Below are 17,510 nucleotides of genomic sequence, written 5' to 3'. Positions count from 1 at the left end.
TTGGCGGAGCGAGCGGGGTTGGCTCGGGCTCGGGCGGAGCGTGGTCGGCGGCGCGACCCGGTGGGCCTGCCCGCCTAGGCTGGAAGGGACGGACCGGCCCTCTTCGGAAGGGGGCGGCATGGCTTCCCTCTCCAAGGCGCGCGCGGCCCTCGGCGCGCTGCGCGAGGATCTGGTCGGCGAGGTGTTCGCCCCCGGGGATCCGGGCTACGACGAGGCCCGGACCGTGTTCAGCGGGACGATCGACCTGCGCCCGGCCGTGATCGCGCGGTGCGCGGACGAGGGCGACGTCGTCCGGGCCGTGCGCTTCGCGAGGGACCTCGATCTGCGCATCGCCGTACGCGGCGGCGGCCACGGCCTGGCCGGCACGGCGCCGACCGAGGGCGCGCTCCTGGTGGATCTGCGCCGGATGCACGAGGTGACCGTCGATCCCGCCGGGGAGGCCGCACGGGTCGAGGGCGGCACCACGATGGGCCGGCTGCACCGGGCCACGCGGCCCTACGGCCTGGCCGCAGGCGGCACCGCGGCCGCGGCCGTCGGCGTCGCCGGGTTCGTCCTGGGCGGTGGCACCGGACTGCTGGACCGGGCCTTCGGCCTCACGGTGGACAGCCTGATCGCCGTCGAGCTGGTCACCGCCGACGCCGAACGCATCCATGCCAGCCCCGACGAGAACCCGGAGCTGTTCTGGGCCCTGCACGGCGGCGGCGGCAACTTCGGCATCGCCACCGCGCTGACCCTGGAGCTGCACGAGCTGCCGGAGTTCTCCGTCGCGCTGCTGCTGTACCGCCCCGAGTACGGCCGCGAGGTGGTCCGTACCTTCCGCGAGATCATCCGAACGGGACCCGACCAGGCGAGCGGAGCCATGACGTACCCGGCCTCGGGCAGGCCGGTGTACGGCGCCCTGCTGACGTACACGGGCGGTGAGGCGGACCTGCGCAAGGTGGCCGAGCCCCTGCTGGCACTGCCGTACGAGGCGCTGCTGCCGGGCGCCGAGGCGCTGCGCCTGCTGGACTGTTTCCCCGGACTGCGCGCCCACTGGTCCGCGGAGTGCCTGACCGATCTGCCCGATGAACTGGTGGACGCCTTCTGCGCCCGCGCGGAGGCCGTTCCCGTACCCGTGCCCAGCGGGTCCCGGTACACGCTCTTCCCGGGTGGTGGCGCCGCGGCCACCGGACCCGCCCGGTACCCGGTTCCGTACCGGGACACGTCCTGGACGGCGCACCCCTTCGCCCGATGGGCCGACCCGGCCGATGACGAGCGGGCCCTGGCCTGGGTCCGGGACGCCCGCGCCGACGTCCGTCCCTGGACCACCGGTGCCGTCTGCCTCGGCCTCGTCGGGGACGAGGGCCCCGAGCGGGTCGGCGCGGGGCTGGGCGCCGGGAACCTGCTGCGGCTGGAGAAGGTGAAGCGGACGTACGACCCCGACAACGTCTTCCGCTGCAACCACAACATCCGGCCCGTCTAGCCCGCCGCCGGAGCTGACGCCATGGCATTCCCGCAGGTAGCGTCCGCTGCATGGACAGCGGTGCGGACAGCAGAACGGGCAGCGGTACGGACAGCAGAGCCGGCGGCGGATTCGACACGCAGGGCGCGGGGATCACCGTTCAGCGGGCGCTGGAGCTGCCCGGGCTGCGCAGTGGGCTCCCGGAGATCATCGCGGGCGCCGACCGGCTGGGGCGCACCGTGCGCTGGGTGCACGCGGGCGAGGTGCCGAACATCGCCTCGCTGCTGAAGGGCGGCGAGCTGCTGCTCACCACCGGCTACGGTCTGGGCACCCGCCCGGCCGACCAGCGGGCGTTCGTGCGCACCCTCGCGGAGCGCGGTATCGCGGCCCTGGTCGTGGAGCTCGGCCCGCGCTTCACCCGGCTGCCCGCCGCCCTCGTCGACACCGCGAGGGCGACCGGTCTGCCGCTCGTCCAGCTGCACCGCGAGGTGCCGTTCGTGACGGTCACCGAGGAGATCCACACCGAGATCGTCAACGGCCACTACGCGCTGCTCCAGCGGGCCGAGGAGGTGCACCGCCGCTGCACCGAGGCCCTGCTGGGCGGCGGCGGGGTCCCGCAGGTGCTGAGCATCCTGGCGGACTTCAGCGGCAACCCGGTGTTCCTGGAGACGACCGACGGCCAGCTCCTGTACGCGGCCGGGTCCGGGCCCGAGGGTGCGGACCCGCTGCAGGTGTGGGAGGGGCTGCGCGGCCAGCACAAGGACGCGCCGCCGCCGGCCGGTTCGGTGCTGGTGGACGTGCCGGGCGGCGGACCGGGCACGGGGTCGGTGCGCGCCCGGCTGGTCCTGCTGCCGGTGCGGAATCCGCTGGCTCCCGTGCACCGGATCGCCGCCGAGCGGGCCGCCGGCATCCTGGCCGTCGTGCTGATGCAGGCCCGTCAGGAGGAGGAGCTCGCGGCACGCGGGCGCGGTGACTTCCTGACCGACCTCGCCGAGGGGCGCATCGCGGCCGAGGACGCGCCCGCGCAGGCCCGGGTGCTGGGCTTCAAGCCGGGCAACAGCCCGCTGCTGCCGGTGGTGATGCGGCTGGGCGACACCCTCTCACCGGGCGGCGGCTGGGCCGTCCTTGCGCGCGCGGTCGCGGAGGAGCTGGCCTCGGTGGGGGTGCCGGTCCTGCTGGGCGTGCGGCCCGTGGAGGGGCGGGTGCCGCTGCTGCTCGGACTGCGGTCGGAGTCGGAGCGCTCGGCCGTGGCCGACCGGGTCGCGGCGGCGCTGCGGGCGGGGGTGGAGCGGGCCGGGATGCAGCGGCCGGGAGCGCAGCCGCCCGTCGTGGTCGTCGGGGTGGCCGGCGGCTGGGCTGCGGCGTCGGCCGGGCTGCGGCACGCGGCGGAGACCGCGACGGCGGCGCAGGGCCTGTCGGACCGCCCCTGGTACGACGCGCGCCGCCTCGACATTGACCTCCTGCTGTGGCGGCTGCGCGACCACCCGGACCTGGCGGCCTTCGTGGAACGCGCCATCGGCCCGCTGCGGGACCACGACAACCGCTCCAAGCCGCCGCTGCTGCCCACGCTGCAGACCTATCTGGCCCACGCGGGCCGCAAGGCCGAGACGGCCCGCGAGCTGCACCTCAACCGGCAGACGCTCTACAACCGGCTCGCCCGCATCGGGGAGTTGCTGGGCACGGACCTCGACGACCCGCAGACGGTACTGGCGTTGAGCCTGGCCCTGCGCGCCCGTCGGCACGTGCCCTAGGAGAAGGCGCGCGGCTGGGTCAACTCGTCGTACACACTGAGGACTTGGGCCACGGTCTCGTCCTCGGTCGGCCAGCCGGCCGCCTGCCGTACGCCTCTGTCCCTGAGCAGTTCGCAGCGTTCGGGATCGCCGAGCAGTCGTACGACGGCTTCGGCGAGCGCCGCCGGGTCGCCGTACGGTACGAGTTCGGCCGCGTCGCCGACGAGGTCCGGGATGCCGCCGACGGCGGTCGCGACGAGCGGCACGCGCGCGTGCAGGGCTTCCTGGGCGAGGACGGAGCGGGGCTCCCACCTGCTGGTCAGCAGCGCGAGATCGGCGGCGTCGAGCAGCTCGCGCGCGTCTTCGCGCCGCCCGATGAGCCGGACCGGAAGTTCCTCGTCCTCGATGCGCCGCTGCAGTTCCGGGCGCAGCGGTCCCTCCCCCGCGATCACGAGCAGCGGAGAAGGATCGAGGCGGCGCCAGGCGCGGGCCGCGTCCAGCAGGACGTCATAGCCGCGGTGCCGGTCGAGGGAGCCGACGGCGATGAGCAACGGGCGTCCGGTGGCACCGAGTTCGGCCCGCACCTTGGGAGGTTGCCGGTCGGGGTCGTCCACCTCGGCGGGCGGGCGCGAGCCGGGCAGCGCGACGGCGGCGAGCCGGGCGTCCCGGGCGCCGGTGCGGCGTGCCCGGTCCACCAGGTCCGAGGTGGTGCCGAGCACCACGGCCGCCGTCCGCACGACCCGCCGCTCCAGCAGCCGCAGCAGATGCCCGCGGGCCCCCTCGGCGTGCGCCCGGTTGTGCCAGGTGACGACCAGCGGGGTGTCCCGGCCACTGAGCGCGAGCACGGTACGGAAGGAGGCGTGCAGCCCGTGCGCATGCACCAGGTCGGCGTCCGCACAGACCGCTCGCAGCGCGGCGACCGAACCCGGGTCGCTGCTGCGCGGGATGTGGACGTGCTCGGCGCCGACACCGGTGAAGTCATAGGCGCGGTCGGCCTCGGCGGGGGCGCACACCGTGACGCGCACGCCCCGGGCGACCAGTCCGGCGGCCAGGGAGCGCACGTGCGCGCTGCTGCCGGCGTTGCCTCCGCCCAGCACCTGCACGGTGCGCAGCGGCGACTGACCGTGCGGCGAGTTGCTGCTCACGTGGCTCACGTGGCCGGGGCTCCTGGTTCGGCGTCGGGCGGTCACGAAGAAACGTACAGAAGGTATCGGGCGAGGGGATGACCCCGCGCGCGCCTCCTACGCGTACCGCGTTCCCTGCCAAGGATGCCAGGACTGAGGGGTGTTCCGGGAACCGGGAGGAGGCGCACGCTGCTCGGCCCCGCCTCGCCGCGCGGGGATCGCCTCACCCACACGGGTGTCGAAAATCCCGGACCGGACGAACACCCCGGAGTGTCTGTACGAAGGTCAGACCCCGTGACGCGTCACAACGAACGGGCCAACTCGCTCACCCGGTCGCCGCACACGGCCGCGGCCACCACCGCGACGGCGTGCGCGAGCAGTCCGGCGCGCCCGTTGCCCGCGACGACAGCACTGCCGAGAGTCGCGCCCAGGGCGTGCGCCCCCATGTCACCGATCATCACACGCTCACCGACATCCCCGGGCAGCACGGCCCCCGCGGCCCCCATCGCGACGGCGGCCAGCTCGGCTCCCGGCCCCTTTCGCAGCAGGCCCGGCGCCCCGAGCGCGAGCACCGCGCCGGCGGCCCGACCGGGCCGTACGTCCACGAGGTTGACGAAGTGCGCGGCCCCGGCGATCACCACCCCCGCGAGCACCTTGTCGAGGAACCGCTCCTTCAGCACCGCCCCCGCGACCAGCCCGGCGGCCGAGACACCGACCAACTTGACCGCGCCGCTGGTGACTTCGCCCTCGCGCAGCGCGGCCAGATGCGCCCGGAAGCCGCGCCGTGGGTCACCGGCCCCGGCCACGTCGTCATAGGCCCTGCACGCCCCGGCGGCCAGCACCGCGAACCCAGCGGCGGGGTGTGTGCGCCAGGCCGCCACCGCGGTGGCCCCGGCGGACGCGGCACCCGCGTACAGCCCAACGGTCCGACCCGCGTGGTTCTTCCGCTCCCAACGCTCCCGTCCGCCCGGCGCCTTGGCGCGCAGAGCGGCGGCCGCGGCAGCGGTGAGCGCGGAGGCGAGTACGAACGAGCCGGTCCTTCGAGTACGGGTGATCATCCGGCCACCCTGGAAGGCGGCCCCCTCAGCCGTCCGCGCGGGCCGCGGCCAGCAGTTCCTCGGCGTGTGCCCGGGCCGTCTGCGAGTCCTCCTGACCCGCGAGCATCCGGGACAGTTCACGGACCCGTTCCTCACCCTCGAGGACCTTCACGCCGGAGCGGGTGACCGACCCGTCGTTGGTCTTCTCCACGAGCAGCTGCCGGTCCGCGAACGCGGCGACCTGGGGAAGGTGGGTGACCACGACGACCTGCGCGGTCTTCGCCAGCCGTGCCAGCCGTCGGCCGATCTCGACGGCGGCCTTGCCGCCGACACCGGCGTCGACCTCGTCGAAGAGATACGTCGGCACCGGATCGGTCCCCGCGAACACGACCTCCACGGCGAGCATCACGCGCGAGAGCTCACCGCCGGACGCGCCCTTGGCGATGGGCCGCGGCGGCGCGCCCGGATGCGGCGCGAGCAGCAGCTCGACCTCGTCGGCGCCCGCCGGGCCGTAGGCGACCGTGCGCCCGCCGACCTCGACGCCCTCGGGGTCCTCGGTCTGCCGGATGTCGAAGGACACGCGCGCGTGCGGCATCGCGAGGGAGGCCAGTTCGGCGGTCACGGCGGCGGCGAACCGCTCGGCGGCCTCCATGCGCGCGTCCGTCAGCGCCTGGGCGAGACCGCTCAGCTCGGTACGGAGCGCGTCCCGTTCGGCGGTCAGCTCGCCGATCCGCCCGTCGTCGCCGTCGAGTTCGGCCAGCCGCGCGGCGCCCTGCTCGGCCCAGGCCAGCACGGCGTTGATGTCCTCGCCGTACTTGCGGGTGAGCGCGGTGAGCGCGGCCCGCCGCTCCTCCACGGCCGCCAGCCGCAGCGGATCGGCGTCCAGGTCGTCGGCGTACCCGGCGAGCTCGCCCGCCACGTCGCCGAGCAGGATCCCGATCTCGCCGATGCGGTCGGCGAGCGAGGCCAGCGCCGGGTCGTGGGAGCGCACGGCCTCCAGGGCCCGGTGCGCGCCCGCGACGAGGGTCGCCGCGTCGATGCCCTCGGGGTCCTCGGGGTTGCCCGCGAGAGCGGCGTGCGCGGCGGTCGCGGCGGACGACAGCGCCTCCGCGTGGCCGAGCCGCTCGGCCTCCTCGGCCAGCTCCACGTCCTCGCCGGCCCGTGGCTCGACGCCCGCGACCTCGTCGAGCCCGTACCGCAGGATGTCGGCTTCCTGCGCCCGCTCACGCGCGCGCGTGACGATCTCCTCCAGCTCGGCGGAGACGGCACGCAGCCGCCGGTAGGCCTCCGTGTACTTGGCCAGCGGCCCGGCGACCGTGTCGCCCGCGTACCGGTCGAGGGCCTGCCGCTGCCGGGACAGCTTGAGCAGACCCTGCTGGTCGGTCTGCCCGTGCACGGCAACGAGTTCGTCGGCGAGTTCGGCGAGCACCCCCACGGGCACGCTGCGCCCGCCCAGATGGGCCCGTGACCGTCCCTCGGCGGAAACGGTACGGCTGATCAGCAGCGCCCCGTCGTCCAGCTCGGCACCGGCCTCCTCCGCCCGTACGACCACGGCGGCACCCGAGGGCACGGTGATCCGCCCCTCGACGACCGCCTTGCCGGCGCCGATCCGTACGAGCGCCGGGTCCGCCCGCCCGCCCAGCAACAGCCCCAGGCTGGTGACCACCATGGTCTTGCCCGCACCCGTCTCACCGGTGACGGCGGTGAACCCGGGCGACAGCTCGACGACGGCATCGTCGATGACTCCGAGCGACCGTATCCGCATCTCTTCCAGCACGCACAAGACCATACGAGGTCGGGGCGGGGAAGTGCGACGGCCCCCGCCCCCATCGTGTGAAGGTGCAGGTGACGATTGCGTATCTAGCATCCGATGTCACCCGCGCGAGCTAGCCGCGAGCTAGTGGGGCGCGCCCCGCCACCCGGAGACCGGCAGCGCGAACTTCGCCACCAGCCGGTCCGTGAAGGAGGCGTGGTGCAGCCGGGCCAGTCGCACCGGCACCGCTCCCCGCCGCACCTCGACCCGCGCTCCGGGCGGCAGCTCGACGGTGCGCCTGCCGTCGCACCACAGCACGCCCGGCGGAATGTGCGGCAGCACCTCCACGGCGAGCACCGACTCCGGTGAGGTGACGAGCGGCTTCGCGAACAGCGCGTGGGCCGAGATCGGCACCATCAGCAGTGCCTCTACCTCGGGCCACACCACGGGCCCGCCCGCGGAGAAGGCGTAGGCCGTCGACCCGGTCGGAGTCGACAGTACGATCCCGTCGCACCCGAAGCCCGTCACCGGCCGTCCGTCGATCTCCAGCACGACTTCGAGGAGCTTCTCGGCGCCCGCCTTCTGCACCGCCGCCTCGTTCAGCGCCCAGTCGGTGTGCACGATGTCGCCGTTGCGGTGCACGACGACGTCGACGGTCATCCGCTCCTCGACCTCGTAGGCCTTGCTGACCACCCGGTCGACGACCTTGTCGAGGTCGTCGCGCTCGGCCTCCGCGAGGAACCCGACGCTGCCGAGGTTGACGCCGAGCATCGGCACGCCGGACGCGCGGGCGAACTCGGCGCCGCGCAGCAGCGTGCCGTCACCGCCGAGCACGATCAGCAGCTCGCAGCCGTCGAGGCTCTGCGGAGTCGCCTCCTCGACGAGCTCCACCTCCTCGGGCAGCGGCAGATCGCGCGCCTCGTACTCCAGGACCCGTACGCCGACGCCGGACCGCAGCAGCCCCTTGACCACGAGTTCGGCGCTGCGGATCGCCGCGGGCCGCCCGGTGTGGGCGAGCAGGAAAACAGTACGAGCTCGGTTCTGTGTCAACGCGGCCCCTCCGCCACTGCACGGTCAACATCGGCCGGGTCCAGTTCCGGTGCTCCGGCCCGCAGCCACAGAAAGTATTCGACATTGCCGGACGGTCCGGGCAGTGGGCTGGCGGTGACCCCGCGCACACCGAGCCCCAGTTCCCACGCCTTGTCGGCCACGCCCCGTACGGCCTCCGCCCGCAGTTGCGGACTCCGTACGACTCCCCCGCTCCCCAGCCTTTCCTTCCCCACCTCGAACTGCGGCTTGACCATCATCACCAGGTCGGCGTCCGGCTGCACGCACCGCTTCAGGGCGGGCAGCACCAGGCCGAGCGGGATGAAGGACAGATCACCCACGACAAGATCCACAGGTTCCCCATCGATCGCTTCAAGCGTCAACTCGCGTACGTTCGTACGGTCCTTGACGGTGACGCGTTCATCGTTCTGGAGAGACCAGGCGAGTTGGCCGTAACCGACGTCGACGGCGACGACATGCGCGGCGCCCGCCCGCAGCAGGACATCGGTGAAGCCGCCGGTGGACGCGCCGGCGTCCAGCGCCCGCCGCCCCTGGACGACGAGTCCCTGGGGCACGAAGGCCGCAAGCGCGCCGGCCAGCTTGTGGCCGCCGCGGGACACATAATCCGGGTCGCTGTCGTCGTCCCGGACCAGGATCGCGGCGGCGGTCTCCACCTGTGTGGCCGGCTTCGTCGCGACGGTCTTGCCGACGGTGACCCGTCCGGCGGCGATCAGCTGGCTGGCGTGCTCGCGCGAGCGCGCGAGCTTCCGGCGGACCAGCTCCGCGTCCAGACGACGGCGTGCGACTCCTGCCACGTTCGGTTCAGCTCCTGCTCTGATACGACGACGGGGGCGCCGGAGGTCCCGGGCGGGCGTCGAGCGCGGTGAGCGCGTCGCGCAGCCCCCGATGTACATCCTCGTACACCTCGATGTGACCGTCGGTGGCGAGGTGGTCCGCGTCGGCCAGCCGCTCCAGCAGGGCGTCGACCTCGGCGTTGCCGGTGGGGGTGCGCGGGACCTCCAGCGGGGCGGGCGCGGCGGGGTCGTACTCGGCGCCGTACGCGGCGTCGTACTCGGGTTCGACCACCGCTTCCTGCGGGCCCTCGGTCTCCGGCGCTGCGTCGTTCATGCCCAGACGCTACCGCGAACCACTGAGGTAACGTCGATCGCGATGGCCACGATCGAGGAGTGCCGCGACGCACTCGAAAAGCTTTCGGACAACATGCAGGACGCCGAGGGCGGCGTCCGCGAGGCCGCCGCCCTGGACCGCTCGGTGAGCTGCTACGTCACCGACCTGGACGTCACCTTCCTCGGCCGGATGACCGACGGCCGGATGGTGGTCGACGAGACCCTTCCGGGACCGCCGCCCAGGAAGGCCCAGATCCGGCTCACCATGGCCGGCGACGACATGGTGGCCCTGGTCGACGGCGAACTGAACTTCGCCAAGGCCTGGGGCTCGGGCCGGGTGAGGCTGGAGGCGAGCCTGCTCGACCTGTTCCGCCTCAGGAAGCTTCTGTAGCGGCGACCTTCGCTCCCGCACGGGCACCGCGCGCCGCGGGCACCACCAGGGGCGTGCCCGTCTCCGGGTCGTCGATGACCTGGCAGCGCAGTCCGAAGACCTCCTCGACCAGCTCCGCGGTGACGATGTCGTTCGGGGCGCCCTCGGCGATGACCCGACCGCTCCTGAGCGCGATCAGATGCGTGGCGTAACGCGCCGCGTGGTTGAGGTCGTGCAGCACGGCGACCAGCGTCCGCCCCTGCTCCTCGTGCAGTTCCGCGCACAGGTCGAGGACGTCGATCTGGTGCTGGATGTCCAGATACGTCGTCGGCTCGTCGAGGAGCAGCAGCGGGGTCTGCTGGGCGAGCGCCATGGCGATCCAGACGCGCTGGCGCTGACCGCCGGACAGCTCGTCGACGTACCGGTCGGCGAGTTCGGCGACCCTCGTCCGGGCCATCGCCTCCTGGACGACCCGCTCGTCCTCGGCGGACCACTGGCGCAGGAGGCCCTGGTGCGGATAGCGGCCGCGGCCCACCAGGTCGCCGACGGTGATCCCGTCGGGCGCGATGGACGACTGCGGCAGCAGACCGAGCGTCCGCGCGACCTTCTTCGCGGGCATCGACTGGATGACCTGTCCGTCGAGCAGCACCCGGCCGCGGCTGGGCTTCAGCATCCGGGACAGCGCCCGCAGAAGCGTCGACTTGCCGCACGCGTTCGGGCCGACGATCACCGTGAAGGAGTTGTCGGGGATCTCCACCGACAACTGCTCGGCGATGACGCGCTGGTCGTAGGCAAGGGTGACGTCCTCGGCGGACAGGCGGTTCACAGTGCTCCTTCGGTTGTTCGACGCGCCGGTCGCGGTCATATCCGGCCTGCCTTGCGCTCGGTGACAAGGAGCCAGAGCAGATACACACCGCCCAGGACACCGGTGACCACGCCCACGGGCAGCTGGTCGGCGCCGAAGACGCGCTGCGCGGCCCAGTCGGCGGTGACCAGCAGGGCGGCGCCCATGCACAGGGAGGGCACCAGGTTCGGGCCCGGCATGGGGGCACCTCCCGCGCCCTTGAGGCAGCGGGGGAGGGTCAGACGCCGGGCGAGCTGCGGCGCGGTGAGCGCCACGAAGCTGACGGGGCCCGCGGCGGCGGTGGCGGCCGCGGTGAGCAGGACGGCCGAGACCAGCATCAGCAGCCGTACGCGCTCCACGCGCACCCCGAGGGCGTACGCGACGTCGTCGCCCATCTCCAGCATCCTGAGGCCGCGCGCGTTCACGAGGACGAGCGGTACGAGGACGGCGCACAGCGCGAGCAGCGGCCACACCTGGCTCCAGTCGCGGCCGCCCAGGGACCCCGTCATCCACACGACCGCGCGGGTCGCGTCGACGAGGTCGGCCTTGGTGAGCAGATAGCCGTTGACGGCGGTGACGACGGCGGAGACACCGATGCCGACCAGGACCAGCCGGTATCCGTGCACGCCCTGCTTCCAGGCGAGCAGATAGATGGCGAGCCCGGTGACCAGGCCGCCGATGAGGGCGCCGACGGTGACCGCGTCGGCGGAGCCGGACGTCAGCACGATCACGACGAGCGCGCCGGCCGTCGAGCCCTGGGAGAGACCGAGCACGTCGGGGCTGCCCAGCGGATTGCGCGAGACGGACTGGAACAGGGCGCCGCCGAGGCCCAGCGAGGCGCCGACGAGGAGGCCGACCAGGACACGCGGCAGCCGCAGTTCGTTGACGATGAAGTCCTGGAACGCCGTGCCGTGCCCGGCCAGCGTCCTGAGGACGTCGGCGGCCGGGATCTCGGCGTCGCCGGTGCCGATCAGCAGCACGCTCGCGCTGAGCGCGGCCACCAGCAGCAGAACGACGACGACCAGCGTGCGGACGTCCAGCCGGACGGAGAGCCCGCCGGGCGTGCGCAGGGCGCGGCCCGCGCGGCTCGTCTGGGGGGTCTTCACAGCTGCGCCGTCCTCCGCCGTCGTACGAGAAAGATGAAGACCGGACCGCCGAGGATCGCGGTGACGATGCCGACCTGGAGTTCCGAGGGCCGGGCGACGATCCGGCCGACGACGTCGGCGCCGAGCAGCAGCACCGGCGACAGGACGGTCGCGTAGGGCAGGATCCAGCGCAGGTCGGGGCCGGTGAAGGAGCGCACGACGTGCGGGACCATCAGGCCGACGAACACGATGGGCCCGCAGGCCGCGGTCGCGGCGCCGCACAGCACGGTGGCGGCGAGCATCGCCAGGGCCCGGGTGCGGTTGAGGTCGGCGCCGAGGGCGCGGGCGGTGTCGTCGCCCATCGCCACGGCGTTCAGCGGCCGGGCGAGCCCGAGCGCGAGGAGGGTGCCGACCGCGAGGAAGGGCAGCACCTCCAGGATGGTCGAGTCGCTCGCCGAGGCCAGTGAACCGACCGTCCAGAAGCGCATCTTGCCCAGCGCCGCGCCGTCCATGATCATCACGGCCTGGAGATAGCCGTACAGCGCGGCGCTGACGGCCGTGCCGGCGAGCGCGAGGCGCACCGGTGTGGCGCCCCGGCTGCCGCCGAGGAACCAGACCAGCGCGCCGACCGCCGCCGCGCCGGCGAACGCGAACCACACGTACCCGCTCAGGCTCGTGACGCCGAAGTAGGTGATGGCGGTGACAACGGCGGCGGAGGCGCCCGCGTTGATGCCGAGCAGCCCCGGGTCGGCCAGCGGATTGCGCGTGAGCGCCTGCAGCACCGCGCCCGAGAGGCCGAGCGCGGCGCCGGCGAGCAGGCCGAGGACGGTGCGCGACAGCCGCTCGTCGACGACGACGTCGCCGTATGTCCCCGAGTCGTGGAACAGGCCGTGCCAGACCTGGTCCAGCGGGAGCGCCTTCGCGCCGATCGCGATGCTCGCCAGGGCGACGAGCACCAGGATCGCCACGGCGGCGACGAGCCCAACGGCCCGTATCGCCCGGCGGGTTGGGGGCGCGGGGGCGGTCTCCGCGCGCTGTTCGGGAGGACTGTCGACCAACACGAGGTTAGGTTAGCCTACCCTCGCATACGATCTCGATGCCGAGGCGGGGGTGGGGGCGGGGCGCACAGGTTCACGCGCCCGTGGGCCCACCCACCCACGGCACTCAGAGCCACTCAGAGCCCGAGCCGCGCCAGCGCCTTCCCTCCGTCCAGCTCGCACGAGCCTTCCCCGGCCGCCGTCCAGGCCGCCGCGCACAGGGCCCGCAGACCGTCGAGGGCCTCGCCGTCGCCCTCCAGGTCCAGCCTCCCCACGCTCCCCGCGGTGGCCGTCCAGCCGCCGCACCGGAAGCCTTCACCCTCCCGGGTGATCTCCGGCTGACCGGTGAGCAGCCCGCGCAGATCGGCATCCACATACGTCGGCCGGTGCCGCGGCGGCGCGGCGAGCAGCTGGGCGCCGTCGGTGACGCCGGTCAGCACGAGCAGCGAGTCGACCTCGCCGTTGAACGCGCCCTCGATGTCCGTGTCCAGCCGGTCCCCGACCACCAGCGGCCGCCTCGCACCCGTCCGCAGGACCGTCTCCCGGTGCATGGGCGGCAGCGGCTTGCCCGCCACCTGCGGCTCGGCCCCCGTGGTGATCCGTACGACCTCCACCGCCGCGCCGTTGCCCGGCGCGATCCCGCGCCCGCTCGGAATCGTCAGATCGGTGTTGGAGACGAACCACGGCACCCCGCGCGCGACCGCGTACGACGCCTCGGCGAACCGTCCCCAGGTCAGCTCGGGCCCGCCGTAGCCCTGCACCACCGCCGCCGGGTCGTCGTCCGCCGACTCCACCGGAACGAGACCGCGCTCGCGCAGGGCCACCCGCAGACCCTCACCGCCGATCACCAGCACCCGCGCGCCCGCCGGCACCTGCTCGCTGATCAGCCGCGCCACCGCCTGTGCGGAGGTGATGACATCACCGGCGCCCGTCGGTATCCCCAGCTCGCTCAGGTGCTCGGCCACCGCGTCGGGGGTCCGCAGCGCGTTGTTGGTGACGTACGCCAGATGCATACCTCCCGCGCGCGCCACGGCCAGCGACTCGACCGCGTGCACGATCGCGTTCCCGCCCGCGTACACCACCCCGTCGAGATCGAGCAGCGCCGTGTCGTACGCCTCGCTCAGGGGCCGGCCACTGCCCTCGGGCCTCGTCCTGACACCCTGGCTCATTCCACATCGCTCCTCGTTCGCTCGCTCACCCACCGATCATCCCGCATGCCACCGGCACACGTACGATGCCGGGATGAACACTGCAGGTCACTCGGAAGCAATGGCGCGCCGAGGCCTGGAACTGACCCCGTTCCGAGGCCTTCGCTACGACCCCGACCGGGTCGGCAGCCTGGCCGCCGTGACATCCCCGCCCTACGACGTCGTCGTCCGCCCCGACGGCCTGCACCACCTCCAATCGGCCGATCCGCACAACATCGTCCGGCTGATCCTTCCGCAGGCCGGCACCCCCAGCGCAGGCAACGAGCAGGCGGCCGACACCCTGCGCCGCTGGCTGGACGAGGGCGTCCTGACCACCGACCCCGAGCCGGGCCTGTACATCTACGAGCAGAGCGACGGCAACGGCATGCTGCAACGCGGCATCATCGGCGCCCTGCGCGTCTCGGAGCCCGAGGAGGGCGTGGTCCTGCCGCACGAGGACGTCATGCCGCCCATCGTCGCCGACCGCGCCGCCCTGATGCGCGCCACCTCGGCGAACCTGGAGCCCCTGCTCCTGACCTACCGCGGCAACGGATTCGCGTCCGACGTTGTCGAACGCACCGCCGAACAGCCCCCGCTGCTCTCGACGACCACCGAGGACGGCTTCCACCATCGCCTGTGGTCGGTCACCGACCGCGCCGAAGTGGCCCGCGTCCAGTCGGACCTGTCCCAGCGTCAGGCCCTGATCGCCGACGGACACCACCGCTGGGCCACATATCTGCGTCTACGCGCGGAGCATCCCTCCCCCAGCCCTTGGGACTACGGCCTGGTCCTGCTGGTGGACACCGTCCGCTATCCGCTCCGCGTCCGGGCCATCCACCGTCTGCTGCACGCCCTGCCGGTCGCGGACGCGCTCGCGTCCCTGGACGGCCTGTTCCGGGTACGGCACCTCGACGTGCCGCTGCCCGAGGCCCTGGCGGTCCTGGCGGACGCGGCCTGCGCCGGCAACGCCTTCCTGCTGGCCGGCGACGGCGCCTTCCATCTGATCGACCGCCCGGACCCGGATCTCCTGACCCGCACGGTCCCGGCCGACCGTCCCGTCGCCTGGCGCACCCTGGACGCCACGGTCCTGCACGCGGCGCTCCTCGAACACGTCTGGCACATCCCCGAGGACTCCTCCGCACACATCGCCTACATCCACGACGCGGCCGCCACGGTCGAGAAGGCGGAGCGCAACGGCGGCACGGCGGTCCTGCTGCACCCGGTCCGCGAGGAGGTCGTACTCGACCTGGCCCGCGAGGGCGTGACGATGCCCCGCAAGTCGACGTCGTTCGGCCCGAAGCCGGCGTCGGGGCTTGTGCTGCGCGCGCTGGACCTCTGACGCGAAGAGGGCGGGATTCCGGTTTCCCGGGATCCCGCCCCCTCTCACTCGATCACTCTCTCACTGACGGACGTCAGTCCTTGTCGCCGTCCTCCTCGGTGGCGTCCTGGGACTCGGCGTCGCTGTCGTCGCCGTCGCCGTCGTGATCGGCGTCGTTCTCGCCCTCGTCCAGGGCGTCGACGAACTCCACACCGTCCATCTCGGCCAGCCGGTCGGAGGCGTCAGTGCTGCCGTCGCGGTCGGCCTCGACGGCCTTCGCGAACCACTCACGGGCCTCGCTGTCACGCCCGGCGGCCAGCAGCGCGTCGGCGTAGGCGTAGCGCAGGCGAGCGGTCCAGGGCTGCACGGAGTTGGAGGCCAGCTCGGGGCTCTGCAGCGTCACGATCGCCGCGTCCAGCTGCCCCATGTCACGCCGGGCGCCGGCGGCGACGAGCCGCATCTCGACCTGACCGGCCTTGTCCAGCTTGTGCACCTCGGCGGCGCCCGCCATGTCCAGCGCCTTCTCCGGCCGCCCGAGCCCGCGCTCGCAGTCGGCCATGACCGGCCACAGCTCCACGTTGCCGGTCATACGCCGCGCGGCCCGGAACTCGGCGAGCGCCTCGCTGTACTTCTGGTTCGCGTACGCGGCGAACCCGGCCGCCTCGCGGACTGCGGCGACACGCGACGCCAGGCGCAGGGCCACCTTGGAGTACCCGTACGCGCGCTCGGGGTCCTCGTCGATGAGCCGCGCGACCATCACCAGGTTCTTGGCGACGTCCTCCGCGAGGGTCTTCGGGAGGCTCAGCAGTTCCTGCCGTACGTCCTTGTCGATCTCGTCGCCCGTGACGTCCTCGTGGATCGGCAGCCGCTTGATCGGTTCACGGTCGCGGTCCCGCTCGCGCTCCTCACGGAAGCGGCCGCCACCGCCGCGCCGGTCGTCACCGGGCCGGCCACGGAAGCCACCGGGGCGGCCGCCGCGGTCGTCACGACGGCCACCGCCGTAGCCACCGCGATCGCCGCCGTAGCCACCGCGGTCACCGCCGTATCCGCCGCGGTCACCGCCGTATCCGCCGCGGTCGTCACGGCGGTCGTCACGGCGGAAGCCGCCACGCTCGCCGCGATCGGTGCGCTCGGCGCGGTCACCACGGTCGTCACGGCGGGTGTAGCCGGCACGGCTGTCGTCACGCCGGAAACCGCCGCGCTCGCCGCGGTCCTCACCGCGGCGGTCGTCCCGGCGGTCGTCACGACGGCCGTAGCCACCGCGGTCGCCACGGTCGTCCCGACGCGGCCCACCGGAACGGTCGTCGCGACGGTACGCGGGACGGGGCCCACGGTCGCCGTCCCGCCGATCGCCACGGTCGTCGCGACGGTAACCGCCCCGGTCACCGTCACGGCGGTCATCACGGCGGTCATCGCGGCGATCGTCCCTGCGGTCATCCCGGCGGTCGTCGCGACGACCATAGCCACCGCGATGGTCGTCACGGCGGTAGCCGCCGCGGTCGTCGTCCCGGCGCTCGCCACGGTCATCACGGCGGTCATCGCGACGGTAGGAGGGACGGTCGCCGCGGTCACCGCGGTCGTCACGACGGAAGCCACGGTCACGGTCGTCCCGACGCGGCCCACCGGAACGGTCGTCACGGCGGTACGCGGGACGAGGCCCACGGTCGCCGTCCCGACGGTCGTCCCGCCGATCGTCCCGACGGTCGTCCCGACGGTCGTCCCGCCGATCGTCCCGACGGTCGTCGCGGCGGTCGTCACGACGGCCGTAGCCACCACGGCTGTCGTCGCGACGGAAGCCACCGCGGTCACCACGGTCGTCACCGCGGCGGTCGTCCCTGCGGTCGTCACCACGCCGGTCGTCGCGACGGCCGTAGCCACTACGGTCGTTGTCCCGGCGGTAGCCACCGCGGTCGCCACGGTCCCCGCGGTCGCCTCGGTACCCGCCACGGTCACCGCGGTCACCACTGTCCCGTCGCCGCTGATCGCGCTCCGGTCGGTCGTCGGGAGAGTTGGTGGACATGGTGACTCCTGTCTTCGGTACTACAAGTCAGTCTAAAAACAAAAGGACCCCTGGTCCCAGCTGAACGCTGGGACCAGGGGTCCTCCAAAGATTGTTCGGCGGTGTCCTACTCTCCCACAGGGTCCCCCCTGCAGTACCATCGGCGCTGTGAGGCTTAGCTTCCGGGTTCGGAATGTAACCGGGCGTTTCCCTCACGCTATGACCACCGAAACCCTAATGGTTTCGAGCGAACAAGCACACTTTTTATTTGTCTGTTCGGCTCTGAAGCCGGCAACTGTTCGTTGCCTCAGAACATACACAGTGGACGCGAGCAACTGAGGACAAGCCCTCGGCCTATTAGTACCGGTCAACTCCACCAGTTACCTGGCTTCCATATCCGGCCTATCAACC

16 protein-coding genes and 1 rRNA gene are annotated in these 17,510 nt (G+C 73.1%); 5 read left to right on the top strand and 12 right to left on the bottom strand.

From position 1 onward, the window contains the following. Positions 1-118 precede the first annotated feature (118 nt). Together AB0I54_RS15760 and AB0I54_RS15755 are read left to right on the top strand one after the other, a co-directional pair. Positions 119-1,462, top strand: a complete 1,344-nt coding sequence (locus AB0I54_RS15760) for an FAD-binding oxidoreductase (RefSeq protein ID WP_363296549.1) — start codon at positions 119-121, stop codon at positions 1,460-1,462. Between the two features lie 50 nt (positions 1,463-1,512). Further along, positions 1,513-3,192, top strand: a complete 1,680-nt coding sequence (locus tag AB0I54_RS15755; protein ID WP_363296548.1) for a PucR family transcriptional regulator — start codon at positions 1,513-1,515, stop codon at positions 3,190-3,192. On the opposite strand, the gene AB0I54_RS15750 is transcribed toward AB0I54_RS15755, so the two are convergent. The 6 genes from AB0I54_RS15750 to AB0I54_RS15725 all read right to left on the bottom strand — a co-directional run bounded on the left by AB0I54_RS15750 (position 3,189) and on the right by AB0I54_RS15725 (position 9,260). Further along, a complete protein-coding gene (locus AB0I54_RS15750; RefSeq protein WP_363296547.1) occupies positions 3,189-4,325 on the bottom strand; it encodes a glycosyltransferase family 4 protein in 1,137 nt (378 codons plus the stop codon). The genes AB0I54_RS15755 and AB0I54_RS15750 overlap by 4 nt on opposite strands. A gap of 272 nt (positions 4,326-4,597) precedes the next feature. Continuing rightward, positions 4,598-5,353, bottom strand: a complete 756-nt coding sequence (locus AB0I54_RS15745) for a hypothetical protein (RefSeq protein WP_363296546.1) — start codon at positions 5,351-5,353, stop codon at positions 4,598-4,600. Between the two features lie 25 nt (positions 5,354-5,378). Next, complete coding sequence (gene recN / locus AB0I54_RS15740; protein ID WP_363296545.1) at positions 5,379-7,121, bottom strand: DNA repair protein RecN; 1,743 nt, start codon at positions 7,119-7,121, stop codon at positions 5,379-5,381. Positions 7,122-7,229: 108 nt separating this feature from the next. After that, a complete protein-coding gene (locus AB0I54_RS15735; RefSeq protein ID WP_363296544.1) occupies positions 7,230-8,135 on the bottom strand; it encodes an NAD kinase in 906 nt (301 codons plus the stop codon). Next, entirely contained in the window at positions 8,132-8,947 is an 816-nt protein-coding gene (locus tag AB0I54_RS15730) for a TlyA family RNA methyltransferase (RefSeq protein WP_363296543.1), read from the bottom strand. Before AB0I54_RS15730 ends, AB0I54_RS15735 begins: the two co-directional genes overlap by 4 nt. A gap of 7 nt (positions 8,948-8,954) precedes the next feature. Beyond that, positions 8,955-9,260: a hypothetical protein gene (locus AB0I54_RS15725; RefSeq protein ID WP_363296542.1), complete on the bottom strand. Its 306-nt coding sequence runs from the start codon at positions 9,258-9,260 to the stop codon at positions 8,955-8,957. A gap of 42 nt (positions 9,261-9,302) precedes the next feature. On the opposite strand from AB0I54_RS15725, the gene AB0I54_RS15720 reads away from it, so the two are divergent. Further along, positions 9,303-9,650 carry a sterol-binding protein gene (locus tag AB0I54_RS15720; protein WP_363296541.1) on the top strand — a complete coding sequence of 116 codons (348 nt, stop codon included), beginning with the start codon at positions 9,303-9,305 and terminating at the stop codon, positions 9,648-9,650. Here AB0I54_RS15720 and AB0I54_RS15715 read toward each other — a convergent pair. From AB0I54_RS15715 to AB0I54_RS15700, 4 genes are all read right to left on the bottom strand, one after another. Then, positions 9,634-10,494 carry an ABC transporter ATP-binding protein gene (locus AB0I54_RS15715; RefSeq protein WP_363296540.1) on the bottom strand — a complete coding sequence of 287 codons (861 nt, stop codon included), beginning with the start codon at positions 10,492-10,494 and terminating at the stop codon, positions 9,634-9,636. The genes AB0I54_RS15720 and AB0I54_RS15715 overlap by 17 nt on opposite strands. Continuing rightward, positions 10,491-11,579: an iron chelate uptake ABC transporter family permease subunit gene (locus AB0I54_RS15710; protein WP_363296539.1), complete on the bottom strand. Its 1,089-nt coding sequence runs from the start codon at positions 11,577-11,579 to the stop codon at positions 10,491-10,493. The genes AB0I54_RS15715 and AB0I54_RS15710 overlap by 4 nt, the downstream gene beginning before the upstream one ends. Further along, entirely contained in the window at positions 11,576-12,619 is a 1,044-nt protein-coding gene (locus AB0I54_RS15705; RefSeq protein ID WP_363296538.1) for an iron chelate uptake ABC transporter family permease subunit, read from the bottom strand. The genes AB0I54_RS15710 and AB0I54_RS15705 overlap by 4 nt, the downstream gene beginning before the upstream one ends. 113 nt (positions 12,620-12,732) lie before the next feature. Further along, positions 12,733-13,764 (bottom strand): HAD hydrolase-like protein, encoded by a 1,032-nt coding sequence (locus tag AB0I54_RS15700; protein ID WP_363296537.1) that lies wholly within the window; start codon positions 13,762-13,764, stop codon positions 12,733-12,735. 73 nt (positions 13,765-13,837) lie between these two features. On the opposite strand from AB0I54_RS15700, the gene AB0I54_RS15695 reads away from it, so the two are divergent. Continuing rightward, positions 13,838-15,121, top strand: coding sequence for a DUF1015 domain-containing protein (locus tag AB0I54_RS15695; protein ID WP_363296536.1), 1,284 nt, complete (start codon positions 13,838-13,840; stop codon positions 15,119-15,121). Positions 15,122-15,194: 73 nt separating this feature from the next. On the opposite strand, the gene AB0I54_RS15690 is transcribed toward AB0I54_RS15695, so the two are convergent. Beyond that, positions 15,195-15,965 carry a hypothetical protein gene (locus AB0I54_RS15690; RefSeq protein WP_363296939.1) on the bottom strand — a complete coding sequence of 257 codons (771 nt, stop codon included), beginning with the start codon at positions 15,963-15,965 and terminating at the stop codon, positions 15,195-15,197. On the opposite strand from AB0I54_RS15690, the gene AB0I54_RS15685 reads away from it, so the two are divergent. Beyond that, positions 15,954-17,156, top strand: coding sequence for a hypothetical protein (locus tag AB0I54_RS15685; RefSeq protein ID WP_363296959.1), 1,203 nt, complete (start codon positions 15,954-15,956; stop codon positions 17,154-17,156). The two genes, AB0I54_RS15690 and AB0I54_RS15685, sit on opposite strands and share 12 nt — an antisense overlap. A 57-nt stretch (positions 17,157-17,213) precedes the next feature. On the opposite strand, the gene rrf is transcribed toward AB0I54_RS15685, so the two are convergent. After that, a 5S ribosomal RNA gene (gene rrf, locus AB0I54_RS15680) occupies positions 17,214-17,330 on the bottom strand. Positions 17,331-17,510 lie beyond the last annotated feature (180 nt).

The sequence above is a fragment of the Streptomyces sp. NPDC050625 genome, from assembly GCF_040654755.1.
GTDB lineage: Bacteria > Actinomycetota > Actinomycetes > Streptomycetales > Streptomycetaceae > Streptomyces.
The sequence above is the reverse complement of the archived record's forward strand: the minus strand, read 5'-3'. Positions and strand labels throughout refer to the sequence as shown.

What these genes read in the sequence shown, in the direction of transcription:
- AB0I54_RS15760 (WP_363296549.1), top strand. Translation starts at nt 119, where the DNA reads ATGGCTTCCCTCTCCAAGGCGCGCGCGGCCCTCGGCGCGCTGCGCGAG.
- AB0I54_RS15755 (WP_363296548.1), top strand. Translation starts at nt 1,513, where the DNA reads ATGGACAGCGGTGCGGACAGCAGAACGGGCAGCGGTACGGACAGCAGA.
- AB0I54_RS15745 (WP_363296546.1), bottom strand. Translation starts at nt 5,353, where the DNA reads ATGATCACCCGTACTCGAAGGACCGGCTCGTTCGTACTCGCCTCCGCG.
- recN (WP_363296545.1), bottom strand. Translation starts at nt 7,121, where the DNA reads ATGGTCTTGTGCGTGCTGGAAGAGATGCGGATACGGTCGCTCGGAGTC.
- AB0I54_RS15725 (WP_363296542.1), bottom strand. Translation starts at nt 9,260, where the DNA reads ATGAACGACGCAGCGCCGGAGACCGAGGGCCCGCAGGAAGCGGTGGTC.
- AB0I54_RS15720 (WP_363296541.1), top strand. Translation starts at nt 9,303, where the DNA reads ATGGCCACGATCGAGGAGTGCCGCGACGCACTCGAAAAGCTTTCGGAC.
- AB0I54_RS15715 (WP_363296540.1), bottom strand. Translation starts at nt 10,494, where the DNA reads ATGACCGCGACCGGCGCGTCGAACAACCGAAGGAGCACTGTGAACCGC.
- AB0I54_RS15700 (WP_363296537.1), bottom strand. Translation starts at nt 13,764, where the DNA reads ATGAGCCAGGGTGTCAGGACGAGGCCCGAGGGCAGTGGCCGGCCCCTG.
- AB0I54_RS15695 (WP_363296536.1), top strand. Translation starts at nt 13,838, where the DNA reads ATGAACACTGCAGGTCACTCGGAAGCAATGGCGCGCCGAGGCCTGGAA.